This is a genomic window from Bacillus sp. V2I10, assembly GCF_030817055.1.
Lineage (GTDB): Bacteria > Bacillota > Bacilli > Bacillales > Bacillaceae > Bacillus_P.
In genome coordinates, this window is the sequence record NZ_JAUSYV010000001.1 from 3,086,409 (window position 1) to 3,101,778 (window position 15,370).

The window sequence follows — 15,370 nt, forward strand, 5'->3', positions numbered from 1 at the left end:
TTCACCTACTTCCTATGAGTTGTGTTTTTTGAATTTTTCCAGTTGCATTCTTCGGAAGCTCATTTAAGAAAGTAATTTTCTTTGGATTTTTATATTTTGCTAGATATTCTCTGCAATATATGAGGACATCACGCTCTGTTAAAGCGCTTCCATTTTTCTTTACAATAAAAGCCTCGGGGACCTCACCCCAATGAGGATCAGCCTGCCCAACTACTGCTACTTCGGCAACATCTTTTATTTGGCTGATAACTTGTTCCACTTCAAGCGGATAGATGTTTTCCCCTCCAGAAATAATCATTTCTTTCTTTCTGCCCACTATAAATAGGAATCCTTCATCATCCGCCTTCGCTAAATCTCCTGTCAGCAGCCACCCATCTTTCATTGCATCATTTGTTGCATCAGGCCGATTCCAATATTCTTTCATTATATTTGGCCCTTTAACTGCCAGCTCACCAACTTCTCCTTTTTCAACTTCACTGCCCTCCGAATCTATCAGCTTGTATTCGGAAAATAAAACTGGCTTTCCTATAGAGCCCTTTTTACGTGGCGCATCCTCTTTTGTAAGCATAAAAAGAGTAGGAGACGTTTCTGTCATTCCAAAGCCCTGGCCGAATAAAAATCCTTTATCAAAATAAGCTTCTATTAATTCATGCGGACATGGTGCTCCTCCATTATAGAACCAGCGGACTGCGCTCAAATCTGCACTTTGAAAAGCCGGACTAGTGAGCAATGCCTGGTGAATCGTCGGAACACCCATCACAATGGTTACCTTTTGTTTTTCTATCATAGATATCGCTTTTTCAGGTTCAAACTTCCCTGGAATGACAATCGTTCCGCCTGAAAATAATGACGGAAACGCAAATAGCCCGATTCCTCCAATATGAAACAGAGGAAGCAAAACGATGCAACGGTCCTCCGACGTTAGATCGATAGCAAGCTTGTTATTGATGGCATTCCAGAACATATTGCCTTGTGTTAAAACCGCTCCTTTTGGCTTACCGGTTGTACCTGAGGTGTAGCAAATTATGAATGGAGTCTCTTCGTCTATCTTTTCTTCAAAATAAGAACTGCTGACAGGAGAACCCTCTTCTTGAAATAATTCTTCTAAAAACTCCAAGTTTTCCAGAGCAGTATGCGTGATTAGGGATGCTGCAAACTCTTCATTTTCTTTTTCTGCAAAAATCATTTTGGAGCCGCTATCATTCAGCTGAAAAATAAGTTCCTTCGCGCTTAATCGAATATTTAAAGGGACCGCTATACATTCTGTTTTAGCTATCGCAAAAAGAAGAACTATGTACTCAATCCGGTTGTGTGATAAAATGGCAATTCGTTCCCCTTTTTTTCCTTTAAGTTTTTCCTGGATCTTTGTAGCAGCTGAATCAATCATTCTATTCAGCTGCCTATAGGACACCTTTTCTTTTTCTGTTATGACCGCTATTCGATCTGGATGTGTGTTTCCCCATTTCTGAATCCAATAGGCAATTCCTTTCATAGAACTTCCCCTTTACTTATTTAGCCCCTGAAATATGAGCGTCATCGCAGAATCAAACGCCTCTGCAGGAACATCCTTTTTTTCCCAATACACCCATCTCATTCCCAAGAACTGTCCAATCGACATTAAACAATAAGCAACTGTCTCTTGATCCAGGGCTTTAAATTCACCAGCCTCAACACCTTGAGACAAGCTTTTTAAAAATCCATTTGCAAGCTTTCCGTAATACCACCTGAAAAGCTCTTGATCTACCACAATAGCCTGCTGGACGATACTGTATAAATTAGGATGATTTTTGACCCAGCTGAAAAATGCAAAAAAGCCATTCCTCTGTGCTTCCTCAAAGGAAGAACTGCCTGCCATTCCTTCTTTAATCGCGATGCGTAAATCCCTGCTGTAATTTCGGATTAACTCATCGAAAATATCTTTCTTTGATGGAAAATAATTATAAAACGTTCCTTGGGCAACCTTCGCTTCTTGTGAAATGTTGACGATGGAAGTTTCAAAATATCCTTTCTGGCCAAAAACCACCTCAGCTGCCCTTAATAGCTTTTCACGTGTTTCCATTCCTCTTTGTGTTAGTACTTTTTCCTCATCCAAATTTTTAATTGACACCTGAATCACCTCTCAACTTTATTATATATAATATTCTAAAAATTACAACAATTACTTTCTAAAAATTGAAAAAGGCAATTTTTAAAGGTTTGAGCATAAAAAAAGAAACTGTTTTTTTCAAACAGTTTCAACTCGACGATTCTGCATGGCTTTTCGCCAAACATTTTGGTAAAACATGTGTATTATCATATCAATTAATTCTTGCTTATTAATTTGGCAGACTGTCTTACAAACAGAAAAGAGAAAAATGGTTCTGGCGAGAAAATAATTTGATAAAAAAATAGAACCTATAAATGTTGCTTTTCCATACTGAATACCGTCCTCTAGATTCGAGCATCAGTGTGTCCAAGATTTAGAGATTAATTTAAAGGTAGCTATTTTTTGGCACCAGAACTCTTTTTTATATTATGTCTAAGTTTGACAGGCTTTTCATTCAAAACCCATGCTTTGAATCTATTTTAGCTTGGTAGATATAGGACAACCTTTAAATTTATTATACAAAGTTAGTTTGTAATAATATCGCCATCTTCATCATCATGCGGACTGTCAGAATTAGATAAATCTCTTTCTAGCAGTACCACTTTCTCTTTTTCATTCCAGTTCACTTTATATCCTAATGACTTTGCGACTTTTATAACAGGTAAATACGATTTTTTATCCGATTGGTATATCATTAAATCCGTTGATTCGATAACACCTAAACCGAGTAGCAATTTATCCGATTGAATATAAGGTTTTCCGTCTATTATCTTCATTTGGCCAGATGTATATGGATAAACTGCACCATTTACTTTTAAGGTAAACGGTCCCTTTTTCTCTTCTTTTATTTCTTCTGGCTCTTTGGACATATATGATATTGCATCTACACCAAGAACCGTTCCCTCTCTTGTGTTATCGGCTCCTCCGTACATTTTGCCATTTTCATAATCAAAGACAACTGCCTGAACGTTTCCAATATGTTGTGGCTTTTCTTCAAATACATGTCCTTTTGCCATTAATTCTAATCTTGTATTTTGACTAATTCCTGGTTCCCACCTAACAGTCGGATAGCCTCCGGAATAAATACGAGGGGTCAAAATAGCTTCTTGAATTGGCATTTGATGATCAATAACGTTTATAATTGTTTCTGCGACTGATGCGATAATCGTTGGTCCCCCTGGGGAACCAAGAGCCATAAACGGCTGTCCGTCCTTTAATAGAAGGGTGGGTGACATACTGCTTCTTGGTCGTTTTCCTGGCTCTACTTGGTTAACGCCACCTGGAGTCGCGTCAAAGTCTGTCATTTCATTGTTTAACATAAACCCGTAGTCTGGAACCATAATACCAGATCCAAACACCTGTTCAATCGTTGTTGTATAAGAAACCATATTTCCCCACTTATCCATGACAGAGAAGTGAGTTGTTTGTCCAATAGGATTATCTTCTTTTACTGTCACTTGAGCAGAAGATTCCTTGCCTTCATACTTCCATGGGTCGCCTTCTTTAACATCGGCAGTAGCCTTATATGGATTAATAAGCTTTCTTCTTTCTTTTATATATTCTTCATCTAAAAGTCCCTTTGTCGGTACATCATAAAAGTCTTCATCTGCCATATAAGCTGCTCGATCGGCATAAGCCAAATGCATTGCTTCTGTTAGATGATGAAGATACTCTGGTGAGTTCACTCCCATCTTTTGTACATCGTAACCTTCTATTAATTTTAAAATTTCTTGAACAGTCAAACCACCTGAACTTGGTGGAGCTGCACTTACAACTTCAAAGCCTCGATAATTCGATTTAACAGGTTCTCTTTCTTTCACCGCATAGTTTTTTAGATCTTCCGTTGTCATCGTTCCACCACGTTTTTGCACTTCCTTTACAAGTGCTTCACCAATTTCACCTGTATAAAATATTTTAGACCCTTGTTGTTGAATTAACTTAAGCGTCTTTGCTAGATTCGGTTGAACGATGGTATCTCCCTCTTTTAAGGGTTTACCATTTGGAACAAATACGTTCGCTGCTGTTTGGTATTTTTGAAGTTTTTTTTCATTTTCATCGATATATTGAGCCATCGACCAGTTGACTTTAACTCCTTTTTCAGCTTGCTCAACGGCTGGATCAATAACTTGAGATAATTTCATTGTTCCATATTTATCAAGAGCTGTTTCAACTCCCTTTATCGTTCCTGGAACAGCCACTGCTTTTCCAGTAGTATGACGTTCATTAAAAGGAACTGGTTTTCCTTTTTCATCTAAAAAAAGTCCGGATGTTACGTTCTTCGGAGCTATTTCACGACTATCAATCATTGTTATTTTATTTTCATCTTTGAGGTAAATCATCATAAAACCACCGCCACCAATTCCGGACATCATTGGTTCAACAACGTTTAACGACAATTGAATAGCTGCTGCTGCATCGACTGCATTTCCACCTTGTTCTAATATTTTTTTCCCCGCCTCAGCAGCTAATGGGTGGGAAGCTGATACTATTCCTTTTGTTTCTCCTTTTTTCATTGAATCATCCACTCCAGGAACACTTGCAAGAGCGGGTGTAATCATACAAAAAAAACTAAAAGTAACTAAAATAAATCTCTTTAGATATTTCATAGATAGTTCTCCTTTTGAAAAATTTTGTTAAATTATATAGCTTCACTAGTAAACTATACGATTTTAAGATTTTCGTTGTTTTTCCCTCTTATGATCCTAGAGAAAGAAATTATGAACCTTTTTTTCGAGTCGTCTATTTGGTTTCAGCTAATTATAAAAAGTCAATATATCATGATATTTTATTAGTTATTTTGTTTATGTAGTCTACTTTCCCTTTTACATTAAACTGACCTTCCCATTTTGATATGACAACTGCTGCAAGTGAGTTACCAACTACGTTAACGGCTGTACGACCCATGTCTAATAAACGATCAATTCCTGCAATAAACGCTAATCCCTCAACTGGTAGACCTACTGATCCGAGCGTAGCTAATAATACAACGAATGATACACCTGGAACACCAGCAATTCCTTTTGACGTGACCATTAAAATAAGCATTAATGATAATTGCTGTACAATTGACATTTCAATTCCATACATTTGAGCAATAAAAATCGCAGCCAATGCTTGATATAATGTTGAACCATCTAAGTTAAATGAATAACCCGTAGGAATTACAAATGATGTAACTGCTTTTGGACATCCCATTTTTTCCACCTTATCCATAATTCTAGGTAATACTGTCTCAGAGCTTGCTGTTGAAAATGCTAGAAGTAATTCATCTTTCAATACTTTGAGGAAATGAAAAATATTAATACCTGCCCATTTTGCTATTAATCCAAGTATTACAATGACAAAGAAAGTCATCGTTCCATATGCTACAAGAATAAGTTTACTTAACGGAATTAATGACTGAACACCGAATTTTGATACGGTAATACCAATTAATGCAAATACGCCAAATGGTGCAAACTTCATAATCATGTTTGTAACTGCAAACATCGCTTCTGCTGTACCTTGGAAAAACACTAACACTGGTTTTCCTTTTTCACCAATTGCTGCAACACCTAATCCAAATAAAACGGAGAAGAAAATGATTGCTAACATATCACCTTGTACCATTGACTGAAAAACGTTAGTTGGAACAATGTGTACAAATGTTTCAGCAAAACCACTATGTTGCGTTGCCTCTGTCGTGCTGACATAACTACTGATATCAGACTTTTCAAGAGCAGATTTATCTACACCAGCACCTGGCTGAAATAAATTTGCAGCTAATAATCCGACAACAATAGCAATTGTTGTCACAATTTCAAAATATAGAATCGTTTTACCGCCTAACTTTCCAAGTTTTTTAATATCACCAACACCAGCTACACCTACAACAATACTCGATACAACTATTGGAACAACTATCATTTTAATTAAGTGAATGAAAATGTCACCAATTGGTTGAAGAAACTCTGTTACTTTTGGATTTTCAAAGAAAATTGCTCCTACGATAATCCCTAAAATTAGACCAATACAAATTTGCCATGCAAGTCCGATTCTTTTCATATATGCTCCCTTCTTTAAACAAGTTTTTTATAAAACTTGTTTACTATCATAATCATTAATTTATTTTCATTAAATAATTGTGTCTGACTTTCTTACACACACAACCAAGAAAAAAAAGAAAAAAAGTCGCCTTAAAAGTAGCTAAGTTCATTAAGAGAATAATTGTATCAACATTAGGAGTAATCCCTCTTTCATATAATTGAATTATTGAATTAAAAGACTTTTTTAAAAACGGCTCCTACCATAAATAAACCCAATAAAAATTTGTTTAGTCCGAATCTATCCGTGAAACCCCTTTCATTTTTATTTTTGGAAAATTTGATTAGTTGTCTGTACCTTTTTTAATAATTGAATTTTCTAACTAAAAAAATTATATCAACTCTTTTTTTTGTAAAAAATAGAAAAAAAAGAAAAAAAGAAAAAGCTTAAGTTTTGGCTCTTTCACCTCAAATACGGTTTCAGAGCCAAAACTTATGCTTTAAACAGTAGGTTATATCCACTGATAGAGATTTTTAGGTCTACCTATCTTTTGATAACTCACAATTGAACGAATTTTTTCTTGTTGTATTAGATGAACTAAGCATCGGTAAACGGTGGGATAAGCTAAACCTACTTCCTTCGTAATTTCAGCTATTGCGCATGGGTAACTAGACGATTGTAAAAAAACTGAAACATGGGTTAGGGTCGTTTGACTAATTCCTTTTGTTACAAAAACATCATCTTTTTTCTTCATTGTTGCTTCAAAAAGACGTCTATGTAATTGAATCCGAGAAATTAGGTCAGGCGCTTTTATCGGTTTTAGTGCAAAATCCGTTGCTCCTTTATTTAGAAAGCAATCAGCAATCTCCTGTCGTTCATCCACTGTTAAAACGAGAATAGGAACTTCTTCATTGAACTTGCGGATCTCATCCACCGTTTTCAGACCATCCATCTCAGGCATATGAAAATCTACGAGAACGACGTCCACTTCGTTTTCTAATAATTGGGATACACCTTCTTTTCCATTGCTACAGACTATTGCCTTCCATCCTGCAAAATCACAAATCTCATTCAGCATATAGCGAACGGATTCATCATCATCAATAATTAACACTTTCATTATTATTCCCTCCTACTAAACGAATCCAAACAGTGGTTCCTTTCCCAATTTTACTCTCAATAAAAACAGTTCCCTCATGTCCTTCTGCTACTTGTTGAACAAAAGATAACCCAATACCGGGATGCTGTTTTGTACTGTACCCTGCTTTCCAAACCTTCTCTTTTTCCTCTTCCGTCATTCCTATCCCGTTATCCGATACGCCAAACCAAACCTGCTTGTCATAAACCTTGGCCTGTATGGTCACTTTTCCTTCAGCTTGCCCTTCAATAGCATCAAAAGCATTATTAATCAAATTGACCATTGCACGTGTCATCCGTATTTTATTAATTCTAAGTTGGATGTTTTCATATTTATCAGGCAATTCAAAATTCACCTTAGTGTTAGTACTGCTCAAACGACTGGCATGAACATAATCAATCAACTCTTTTAAAGAACACCACCTTTTTCGAGATTCATACAAAATTTCGGAAATCATTTCATTCATGGCGCGAATGGATATCGAAATTTTCTGGCAATATTCCTTAGTTTTTCCATCTTGAATACGGATCTCAATTAGGGATATTAGTCCCTCAATGGAGGTTAGTGGAGTTTTTAGATCATGAACCAGATTCAACACTTCTCTGTCTGAACGAGCTTCAAGTGCTTTTAATTTTACAAGATGAAGGTCTTGACTAATTCTCCACTTAACCAGATAGTTAGTCAGGATGACGGAGTTAATTAGAAATATGGAACATAAAACCAAACCATATAACGAAAGGGATTGGACAAATCCAATTTGAACCGCCCATTGCTTAACTTGCGTTGAAATGGCTCCATGACCAAATCCATAGGCCGTAAGAAAAGGCACCTCATCTAACCATTGCAACCCAAAAAGAACTTGAGCCAGAATAATCGATTTCATAAGTAGATTCAACCTTCCTTTTCCCAACCTTTGCAGTAAGAAAATGGAAAAGAGCAAAATGAGGGCTGGAGAGCCAAAATGAAATTTTGTTTCATACGATACATTGATGATAATGTACCTAAGCGGAATGAGGATGAGAGGAATAGCTATTTTGGGCCAATTTTGCTGCAATCGCTCTCCTATCTGATCCCCTACCAAAAAGGCGCCTAAATAAAAGGGAAGGGCACGGATTGTATTAAGCGTAACTAGTAAAAAAGCAATGATTAGTAGCGAGTCCCCACTCGGGTTCTGTTCCATATTCTTGATTAATGTACCTAAACCTATCTTTTCCGAATTAAACCATTGTGACATAGAGATACTTAAAGACATTAAAGCTATCCCTAGCCAAATTACTCCTGTATTAAGTACTTTGCTCATACCTTCTCCTTTTAAAATTCCGAATAAGACGGTTGGGTTTTGTTACTAATAAATAACTCAGATGATTCGTACTCTCCATTACCTGCGTCTTATTCATTAATAAATATGAATAGTATAAAAATTCCCTAGTTTGATAGAATTTTTGTACCAGAACTGTTGTAACGATGAAAGGTACAACAACAAAGCTGTCATCACCTAAGAAATAAAATTAGGAAATTGTTAATTACCTCGTTATATCATTCTGTGCTTTTTGAATTGCCAATCTAGAATAATACTCAAGGCTAAAAAGTACAATCAAGCTATACTTATTTTCCTACCACAACTTCCCCTATTTGAGTATTCAAATGTCCAATTAAAATAATATCACTATTGATATCACTATGTTTAGTTGTCATAGATATAATTTTCGCAGGTTTTTTTATAATTAAGACTAATAATCCTTTTCAACTAATCCTCCTACATTCTTCAACTGTCGAACATGGTTGAATGTTCTTCATTAGTCTAGTGGCTATCCCTCCATGCGGGTTAAATCTTTGTTGGAAGGGAAATTAGTTACGTGTTGATAAATTCCCTTCACTCTTTGGTGAAAGCAGATACTTTTTAAAAGGGGGAATATTTATTATCTTTGTCAGATTAGATATTTTATGTACATGTATTTTTGATGAAAATTAGTGTTGAGGCAATCCCATTCTTTAATAATTAAATAATACTAATATTAACATTAAGGTTAACAAAAGGAAGAGGTAGCTGCATCAGAACCTCTCTTTGTTCTGTTGTAAGCAATTCTCTTCCTCTCGCAATTGTCATCTCGGTTCATCTTATTTCTAATCAAGTATACAGTCTATTAATCTAATTATATATCAATAGAGTGTACCCTATTGATAAAAATAGACTGATCGTTTTTTACCGTTCAGCCCATAAATAATTATCTTACTCCAGAAAAGCGCCTGTTTGTTGAAGAACAATAGCCTGTTCCAGTAAAGAACTTTTTTGCAAAGAAAAGAACTTTTTATACAGAACGCTCATTCTCTTTTAGGCGACAACTAATCATCCGCGTTATTCGGCGCATGGAAATTTAATGGACAAGCACACGCATGGAAGTTTGGATATGTTCCGCATACTTTTTAGCCTCTTGCTCGAGATATTCATCCGTGCCTTCGTTCGCATTATAGGTGACGAATGCGGGAAGATAGATGCCGTTGCATCTGGTGAGGGTACTTTGTATCGGTCTTAATAATTCGCTGATTGTGAACCAGTTGTAACCCCCCGAACGGTATTGCCTTTCCGTACCGCCTGTCGTGGTTGCTACCATGAACTCTTTGCCTTTCAAATTATCGCCTCCGGATCCAAAAGCCCAGCCAAACGTCAATACATCATCAAACCACTTTTTTAAAAGAGGTGGGCAACTATACCAATAAAAGGGGAACTGAAACACAATCCGGTCATATTGAAGCAGTAATTGTTGTTCCCTCTCCACATCGATATTCCAATGGGGGTATTCCTGATAGAGGTCACGAAAATAGATGTCAGTGTGATCTTTCAGCTTTCGTGCCAACGCCTGATTGGCCCGGGAATTATTTAGATTGGGATGTGCAGTGATAACCATAATTTTCATAACGAACATCCTTTCTTATTTTTTATAGTATCGCGATCTACACCCCCATTATTGTACGAAATTTCACTTTTGCAAAGTACGCTTTTTTTTCAGACTAGGTCCTGTGAAACGTACCATAGACGTTAGTACGGTAAACCGTACTCAGTATGAAAAATCATCGTACTGTTTTCATTCTGAATACTTTGATAAAATTACAACTAAGAAGGTAAAGATCATGTGATTGGGAGATGGTAACATGCGAGAGGAAATTCGCGATTCTAATAAGACACAGGGGATATTGGCCACTCTGCATGTGATCGGAGGAAAATGGAAGCCACTCATTTTGTTTATTTTACTGCATCAAGGCACAAAGCGGTTCGGGGAATTGAGACGTCTACTTCCGAATGTTACGCAAGGAATGCTTACCAATCAGCTTCGTGAGATGGAACGGGACGGACTCATCGTACGCCGAGTGTATCAAGAGATTCCGCCCAAAGTTGAATATTTTTTGTCCGATCATGGAAGAACGTTAAGTTCGGTTTTGACCGACATGTGCGGGTGGGGATTTAAGCATATCGAATTTATGAAGAATGCTAATGGGGACGACGCAAACACCCTTTGATAAGGGAAATGAATTTTTATCCATGCTATTTTTTAATATTTAGACATGGTCCTCAATCTATGAATCGTATAAACTAGAGGATAAATGTAATAGAAAATAGGTGAAGCAAGTGATGGAGTTGGATACATTATATAAGACATATCAACCGTTTCTTTTTTCCATTGCGTACCGGATGCTCGGATCAGTTACCGACGCAGAAGATATCGTTCATGATTTATTCCTGCAGCTTAAGCTTGACACCGATCAAATTAAGGACTTGAAGGCATATCTTGTGAAAGTAACGACAAATCGCTGTCTAAACTTTTTAAAATCAGCCCGTAAGAGAAGAGAAATTTACACAGGGCCCTGGTTGCCTGAACCTCGGGTACACCAAACAGAGCAGCCTTTAGATAAGGTTGTAACAGACGAAACAGTTTCTTATGCCTTTCTCGTTTTGCTGGATCAACTGTCACCTGTCGAAAGAGCAGTGTTCGTTCTTAGAGAAGCATTTGCTTATGACTATGGGGACATTGCCGGGATACTGGAAAAGACTGAAGTGAATTGCAGAAAAATCTACAGCCGTGCTAAGCGGAAATTAAAGAATGATATGCCTGTCCATCTGGAGAATACTGAACGTGTTGATCTCCTGGCAAAAACATTCATAAAAGCATCGATGACCGGAAATTTTGAGGAATTTATTGATATTCTTACAGAAGATGTTGTACTTGTTACCGACGGCGGAGGAAAAGTGATTGCTGCATTAAATCCAATTGTAAACAAACAGCGCGTATCTGCCTTTCTTAAAGGAATTTCCGCTAAAGGAAGTTTCATAGGAGAACTTCTTCCTGTGATAGTCAATGGTCAGAAAGGAATCTTGCAAGTAAAAGAGGGGTATCCTATCAAAGTCATCTGCTTTGAATTAGATTCAAAACAAAAAAATATCCGGAGAATCTTTATTGTTTCAAATCCGGATAAATTAAATCATATTCCTGTTCCTTAATAAGGAGATACTGAGAGCTCAATGCGGGCTCTCTATTTTTATGTCACAAATCAATCCTCTGTTTTGTCTTATTAGTGAAACCTAAAACGATTTAATGGAGGAGATAGACATGGAGCAACGTATTAACTACATGCGGACAAATTGGGAAGTTGTCAAATTAATGAGTCAATTGGAGGAGTACAAGAAAACAACGGGAATTGATTACAAATTAATCGAATTGATTAAAATTCGTGCGTCTCAAATCAATGGCTGTGCGTACTGCTTGGATATGCACACAAAGGATGCCCGGGCAAATGGTGAAACCGAACAAAGAATTTACTGTTTGAATGCTTGGCGTGAGTCACCATTCTATCATGAGGCGGAAAGGGCAGCGCTAGAATTAACGGAAGCAGTCACAACTATTTCGGCAAACGGTGTACCAGATGATCTGTATGAGCGGGTCCGCCTTCATTTTGATGAAAAACAATATATCGATCTCGTTACCATAATTATCACGATCAACGGCTGGAACCGATTGGCCATTTCATCCAATAGCATACCCGGACACTACAAGCCTGCAACAGAAAAGTAATTTTGCCAACATAAAATCCCTTGTATTCAGAATGGATACGAGGGATTTTCTTTACTTAGCTTTTTATTCCACATAATGGCCCTTTAATTGAACAATACAGCTGGAGTTTATGGATCAAAAGAAAAACCCTATAATTAATACAGGGTTTTTATCAAACTTTATTTTAAATTATCGAACTTTTTTACAATCCCACTACACTAGGCGAATTAAATGTGACTGCCTCCACGTTACCCATTGCAGCGGAGTAAGAAACAAGTGCATCGCCTAATGAATGGCCAGTCAAAGAAATATTCGCATCAGGGTATTTTTTAATGGCCACTAATGTTGCAATTGAATATATGTTAGTTGAAGAAGAAATTGATTTAGTTGTAACTGATGTTCAAATTACAAAAGATGATGTTGGTATACACGAAGTTTAATTAGATTGCTTATTTTTCTACCCCTCTAATTCTCATTGTATAAAGTGTGACTTCACTCAGCGGGGGTTTTTTCATCCATCACTGAATGGTAGCAAAACTTATCACATACGCTTAATTAAAATTACTCATTATTAACTGTTGGAAAAGAGATGATTTCGTCTTGGTGATTTTGGGTTTTAATCATTTTTATGACTTCATCATTTAAACTTAGAGTTCCTAATTTTCATGTCAATGATTGGAAAGGATTAACACAATTGCTTTAACTCTTTTCTATTCTTTATTCCTCGCTAACTTGTACCAAACCTTTTAGCTGCTCTGGCACGAGCACGCTCAGCTTCGACCTCACGATTGCGAGGCTCTGCACTGGTTTCCAGAGTGTCCAATAGATTCCTAGAAACCATTGCTACTTCATTGACTGCGCGATTAAACGCCTCCTCGTTCGCCTTTGAGGGCTTGTTATAGCCCGTTATCTTTCTGACGTACTGAATAGCTGCTGCATGAATCTCTTCATCGGTAGCTGGTGGGTCGAAATTAAATAATGTTCTAATGTTTCGGCACATAAATTTCTCCTTATTGTTTTCATTTATCCTACATTCCATTCTACAAGGGATACTTACTATCCTTTTCTACTTAAAATGCAACTCCAATTTTTTTAGAAGCAGAAAAGTGTCCTGCACTACAAGGATTTACTAACAAAGATGTTAATTTAAATGCTCCTCGTTTGATAGTCTTAAAACCCATGGGAAAAGTAATAAAGACGCTTTTCCTATTCCAGAAATGCGCCCGATTGCGGAAGATTGAAAAAAAATGCGAAAGAGCTGCAAAAATGACTTCTAAGTTATTTGACTAACGTGCCCATTAGCGCAAGAACGAAAAAGAGAAGAGATAGGATTATATACAATTTAGTAAACTAGCATTATTTCTAAATGATGGATTTTTTGATGTTATTAACACCAAATATTTGTCTTAAGAGCACTGCTGGATTACAAAAAAGTGCTTATGGCACTTCAAAGTGCGTACTTCTCAAGTGTGGTTCCATGATGCAAAATAACAGTGAACAAAGCACAGTACAGAAGGAGCTGCAACACTATGAAAAATGAATCTCAATCAACACGCAAAGTCGCCTTGGTCGTAGGCGCAAATGGTGTCATCGGTCGCAACCTCATTGATCACCTAATTACTCTCCCTGATTGGGACGTGATCGGCGTATCGCGGCGAGGCGGAGAATCTGTCGGCCGTGTCCGGTATGTGGCTGCGGATCTACTCAATATAGATGACACCCGCTAACCATATGCCACCCGAGTTCAATGTTGATCAGCAAAATCACATCACTATTCTCCCATTCCTTCTAAATCGATGAGAGAATAGTGATTTTGAAACTCCTTCACCTGGTTATTGGCAATCTCCCATTATTTGATTTCGATCGCCGAGGCCTTGTTGTCCCAATCCGAAGCCATATTAGCAGTTTTACCATACCAATCGGAATGTCTAAACAATACTCCTCTGCCATACCCTTGATATGAAGTATGCTCCCACAGCGTCGTCGAATAGCTTGAAGAAGGTGACGCCGTACTTAAGGAGGAAATTCTGTCATTCCATCTGGAAGACAAGTTTGTAAACCCGTCTCTCCAATAAATATACTGCCCACCTTTATTTTTATACTCATAGAAATCGGTACAACAAGGACCGCTGCCCATGATCTCGACTTTGTTTTGAAGTCTCTGTTTATCTTTTTCGATAAATGCCTGCAAAGTTTCCCTGCTCGTAAATCCATACGCTAACCAATCGCCATTTTTATTCTGTTTGGGCAAAACCATGGTTACTTTTATGTCTTTGTTGGATGTGTTATTTACTTTGACCTGGGAATCCACATCTTTTCCATCCACAGTTAAATAGTGGAAAGATTCAATCGTATAATCATTTACCTGTTTCCCATTAATTAAATCATACTGACTTATCTTTTTTTCAGCCGCAAAAGATACATTAGAAAAGGAGAAAATCGCCAATAAGCTAAAAGAAACAGCAATCATGAGACTGTAAATCGTTTTCACTTCAACAACTCCCTATTCATAAATTACATACCATTTAAATATAGCCGAACTCATTTTTTTCTTAAAGGTTCGAAATACATATATTTAACCTAGACTATATTACCAATTAATACCATAAGATCTTTAACAATATATCACGTTTTTAAACTACTTTATTGTCAATCAACACTTAAGAGTCGATTTAATGGAATTATCAATGAAAAAAGAACGCTTTATAGGGGTAGAGGGAGCCCCTTATGTGTTAGAAAAAGCAAATGAGATCGTTTATCTCTTTCATTTTCTTTTCTTTTTACGGTTCCCCTTTTTTTCAACCATTAATGATTCTAGCCAGCGTAGTTTAATCCTTATCAATGAACTCTGCTAGCTCTTTTTGGGTCATTCCTTTATTTTTACTATCCAATGCACAAATTACATTACATTGCTCTGTAGTAATACCATAGTTTTTTAACTCTTTTTGAAAATAATTTGTTATTTTTGCATTTTTCCGATGAATGATAAAACCCGGAATATCATATAAATGCAGCAATCAACCTTCACCTCTCGCATACCATTATAAACTATGACCTCATAAATTAAGTTAAAAAAAC

General features: G+C 36.8%; 13 protein-coding genes and 2 pseudogenes. 4 read left to right on the forward strand and 11 right to left on the reverse strand.

The window, feature by feature from the left end:
• Position 1 precedes the first annotated feature (1 nt).
• The 7 genes from QFZ72_RS15610 to QFZ72_RS15640 all read right to left on the reverse strand — a co-directional run bounded on the left by QFZ72_RS15610 (position 2) and on the right by QFZ72_RS15640 (position 10,162).
• Positions 2–1,492, reverse strand: a complete 1,491-nt coding sequence (locus QFZ72_RS15610) for an o-succinylbenzoate--CoA ligase (RefSeq protein WP_307434911.1) — start codon at positions 1,490–1,492, stop codon at positions 2–4.
• A 12-nt stretch (positions 1,493–1,504) separates the two neighbouring features.
• Positions 1,505–2,059: a TetR/AcrR family transcriptional regulator gene (locus tag QFZ72_RS15615; protein ID WP_373464699.1), complete on the reverse strand. Its 555-nt coding sequence runs from the start codon at positions 2,057–2,059 to the stop codon at positions 1,505–1,507.
• A 551-nt stretch (positions 2,060–2,610) separates the two neighbouring features.
• A complete protein-coding gene (gene ggt, locus QFZ72_RS15620; RefSeq protein ID WP_307434915.1) occupies positions 2,611–4,692 on the reverse strand; it encodes a gamma-glutamyltransferase in 2,082 nt (693 codons plus the stop codon).
• A gap of 169 nt (positions 4,693–4,861) precedes the next feature.
• Positions 4,862–6,130, reverse strand: coding sequence for a cation:dicarboxylate symporter family transporter (locus QFZ72_RS15625; protein WP_307434917.1), 1,269 nt, complete (start codon positions 6,128–6,130; stop codon positions 4,862–4,864).
• A 490-nt stretch (positions 6,131–6,620) separates the two neighbouring features.
• Positions 6,621–7,229, reverse strand: a complete 609-nt coding sequence (locus tag QFZ72_RS15630; RefSeq protein ID WP_307434920.1) for a response regulator — start codon at positions 7,227–7,229, stop codon at positions 6,621–6,623.
• Complete coding sequence (locus QFZ72_RS15635) at positions 7,210–8,547, reverse strand: HAMP domain-containing sensor histidine kinase (RefSeq protein ID WP_307434922.1); 1,338 nt, start codon at positions 8,545–8,547, stop codon at positions 7,210–7,212. The genes QFZ72_RS15630 and QFZ72_RS15635 overlap by 20 nt, the downstream gene beginning before the upstream one ends.
• A 1,075-nt stretch (positions 8,548–9,622) precedes the next feature.
• On the reverse strand, positions 9,623–10,162 hold the full coding sequence (locus QFZ72_RS15640) for an NAD(P)H-dependent oxidoreductase (RefSeq protein ID WP_307434925.1): 540 nt from the start codon (positions 10,160–10,162) through the stop codon (positions 9,623–9,625).
• Positions 10,163–10,397: 235 nt separating this feature from the next.
• Between QFZ72_RS15640 and QFZ72_RS15645 the strand changes: the two genes are divergently transcribed.
• The 3 genes from QFZ72_RS15645 (at position 10,398) to QFZ72_RS15655 (ending at position 12,313) form a co-directional block, all read left to right on the forward strand.
• Complete coding sequence (locus QFZ72_RS15645; RefSeq protein WP_307434928.1) at positions 10,398–10,763, forward strand: winged helix-turn-helix transcriptional regulator; 366 nt, start codon at positions 10,398–10,400, stop codon at positions 10,761–10,763.
• Positions 10,764–10,875: 112 nt separating this feature from the next.
• Positions 10,876–11,742, forward strand: coding sequence for an RNA polymerase sigma-70 factor (locus QFZ72_RS15650; protein WP_307434930.1), 867 nt, complete (start codon positions 10,876–10,878; stop codon positions 11,740–11,742).
• Positions 11,743–11,851: 109 nt separating this feature from the next.
• The gene (locus tag QFZ72_RS15655; protein ID WP_307434933.1) at positions 11,852–12,313 is read left to right on the forward strand and encodes a carboxymuconolactone decarboxylase family protein; all 462 of its coding nucleotides are present in this window, start codon (positions 11,852–11,854) and stop codon (positions 12,311–12,313) included.
• A 181-nt stretch (positions 12,314–12,494) separates the two neighbouring features.
• Here the strand turns inward: QFZ72_RS15655 and QFZ72_RS15660 are convergent, their stop codons facing one another.
• Positions 12,495–12,632, reverse strand: a complete 138-nt coding sequence (locus QFZ72_RS15660; protein ID WP_307434936.1) for a Tle-like phospholipase domain-containing protein — start codon at positions 12,630–12,632, stop codon at positions 12,495–12,497.
• Between the two features lie 387 nt (positions 12,633–13,019).
• Positions 13,020–13,292: a DUF2277 domain-containing protein gene (locus QFZ72_RS15665; protein ID WP_307434938.1), complete on the reverse strand. Its 273-nt coding sequence runs from the start codon at positions 13,290–13,292 to the stop codon at positions 13,020–13,022.
• A 529-nt stretch (positions 13,293–13,821) separates the two neighbouring features.
• Between QFZ72_RS15665 and QFZ72_RS15670 the strand changes: the two are divergent.
• Positions 13,822–14,016 (forward strand): annotated as a pseudogene (locus tag QFZ72_RS15670) (NAD-dependent epimerase/dehydratase family protein); the annotation flags it as partial.
• A 125-nt stretch (positions 14,017–14,141) separates the two neighbouring features.
• Here QFZ72_RS15670 and QFZ72_RS15675 read toward each other — a convergent pair.
• Positions 14,142–14,645 (reverse strand): annotated as a pseudogene (locus tag QFZ72_RS15675) (hypothetical protein); the annotation flags it as partial.
• A gap of 475 nt (positions 14,646–15,120) precedes the next feature.
• Entirely contained in the window at positions 15,121–15,309 is a 189-nt protein-coding gene (locus QFZ72_RS15680; protein WP_307434944.1) for a hypothetical protein, read from the reverse strand.
• Between the last annotated feature and the right edge of the window lie 61 nt (positions 15,310–15,370).

Excerpts from the sequence above, each read along its gene's own strand:
- QFZ72_RS15655 (WP_307434933.1), top strand. The coding sequence starts at position 11,852 with ATGGAGCAACGTATTAACTACATGCGGACAAATTGGGAAGTTGTCAAA.
- ggt (WP_307434915.1), bottom strand. The coding sequence starts at position 4,692 with ATGAAATATCTAAAGAGATTTATTTTAGTTACTTTTAGTTTTTTTTGT.
- QFZ72_RS15625 (WP_307434917.1), bottom strand. The coding sequence starts at position 6,130 with ATGAAAAGAATCGGACTTGCATGGCAAATTTGTATTGGTCTAATTTTA.
- QFZ72_RS15640 (WP_307434925.1), bottom strand. The coding sequence starts at position 10,162 with ATGAAAATTATGGTTATCACTGCACATCCCAATCTAAATAATTCCCGG.
- QFZ72_RS15645 (WP_307434928.1), top strand. The coding sequence starts at position 10,398 with ATGCGAGAGGAAATTCGCGATTCTAATAAGACACAGGGGATATTGGCC.
- QFZ72_RS15635 (WP_307434922.1), bottom strand. The coding sequence starts at position 8,547 with ATGAGCAAAGTACTTAATACAGGAGTAATTTGGCTAGGGATAGCTTTA.
- QFZ72_RS15650 (WP_307434930.1), top strand. The coding sequence starts at position 10,876 with ATGGAGTTGGATACATTATATAAGACATATCAACCGTTTCTTTTTTCC.
- QFZ72_RS15665 (WP_307434938.1), bottom strand. The coding sequence starts at position 13,292 with ATGTGCCGAAACATTAGAACATTATTTAATTTCGACCCACCAGCTACC.
- QFZ72_RS15615 (WP_373464699.1), bottom strand. The coding sequence starts at position 2,059 with ATGGAAACACGTGAAAAGCTATTAAGGGCAGCTGAGGTGGTTTTTGGC.
- QFZ72_RS15630 (WP_307434920.1), bottom strand. The coding sequence starts at position 7,229 with ATGAAAGTGTTAATTATTGATGATGATGAATCCGTTCGCTATATGCTG.
- QFZ72_RS15610 (WP_307434911.1), bottom strand. The coding sequence starts at position 1,492 with ATGAAAGGAATTGCCTATTGGATTCAGAAATGGGGAAACACACATCCA.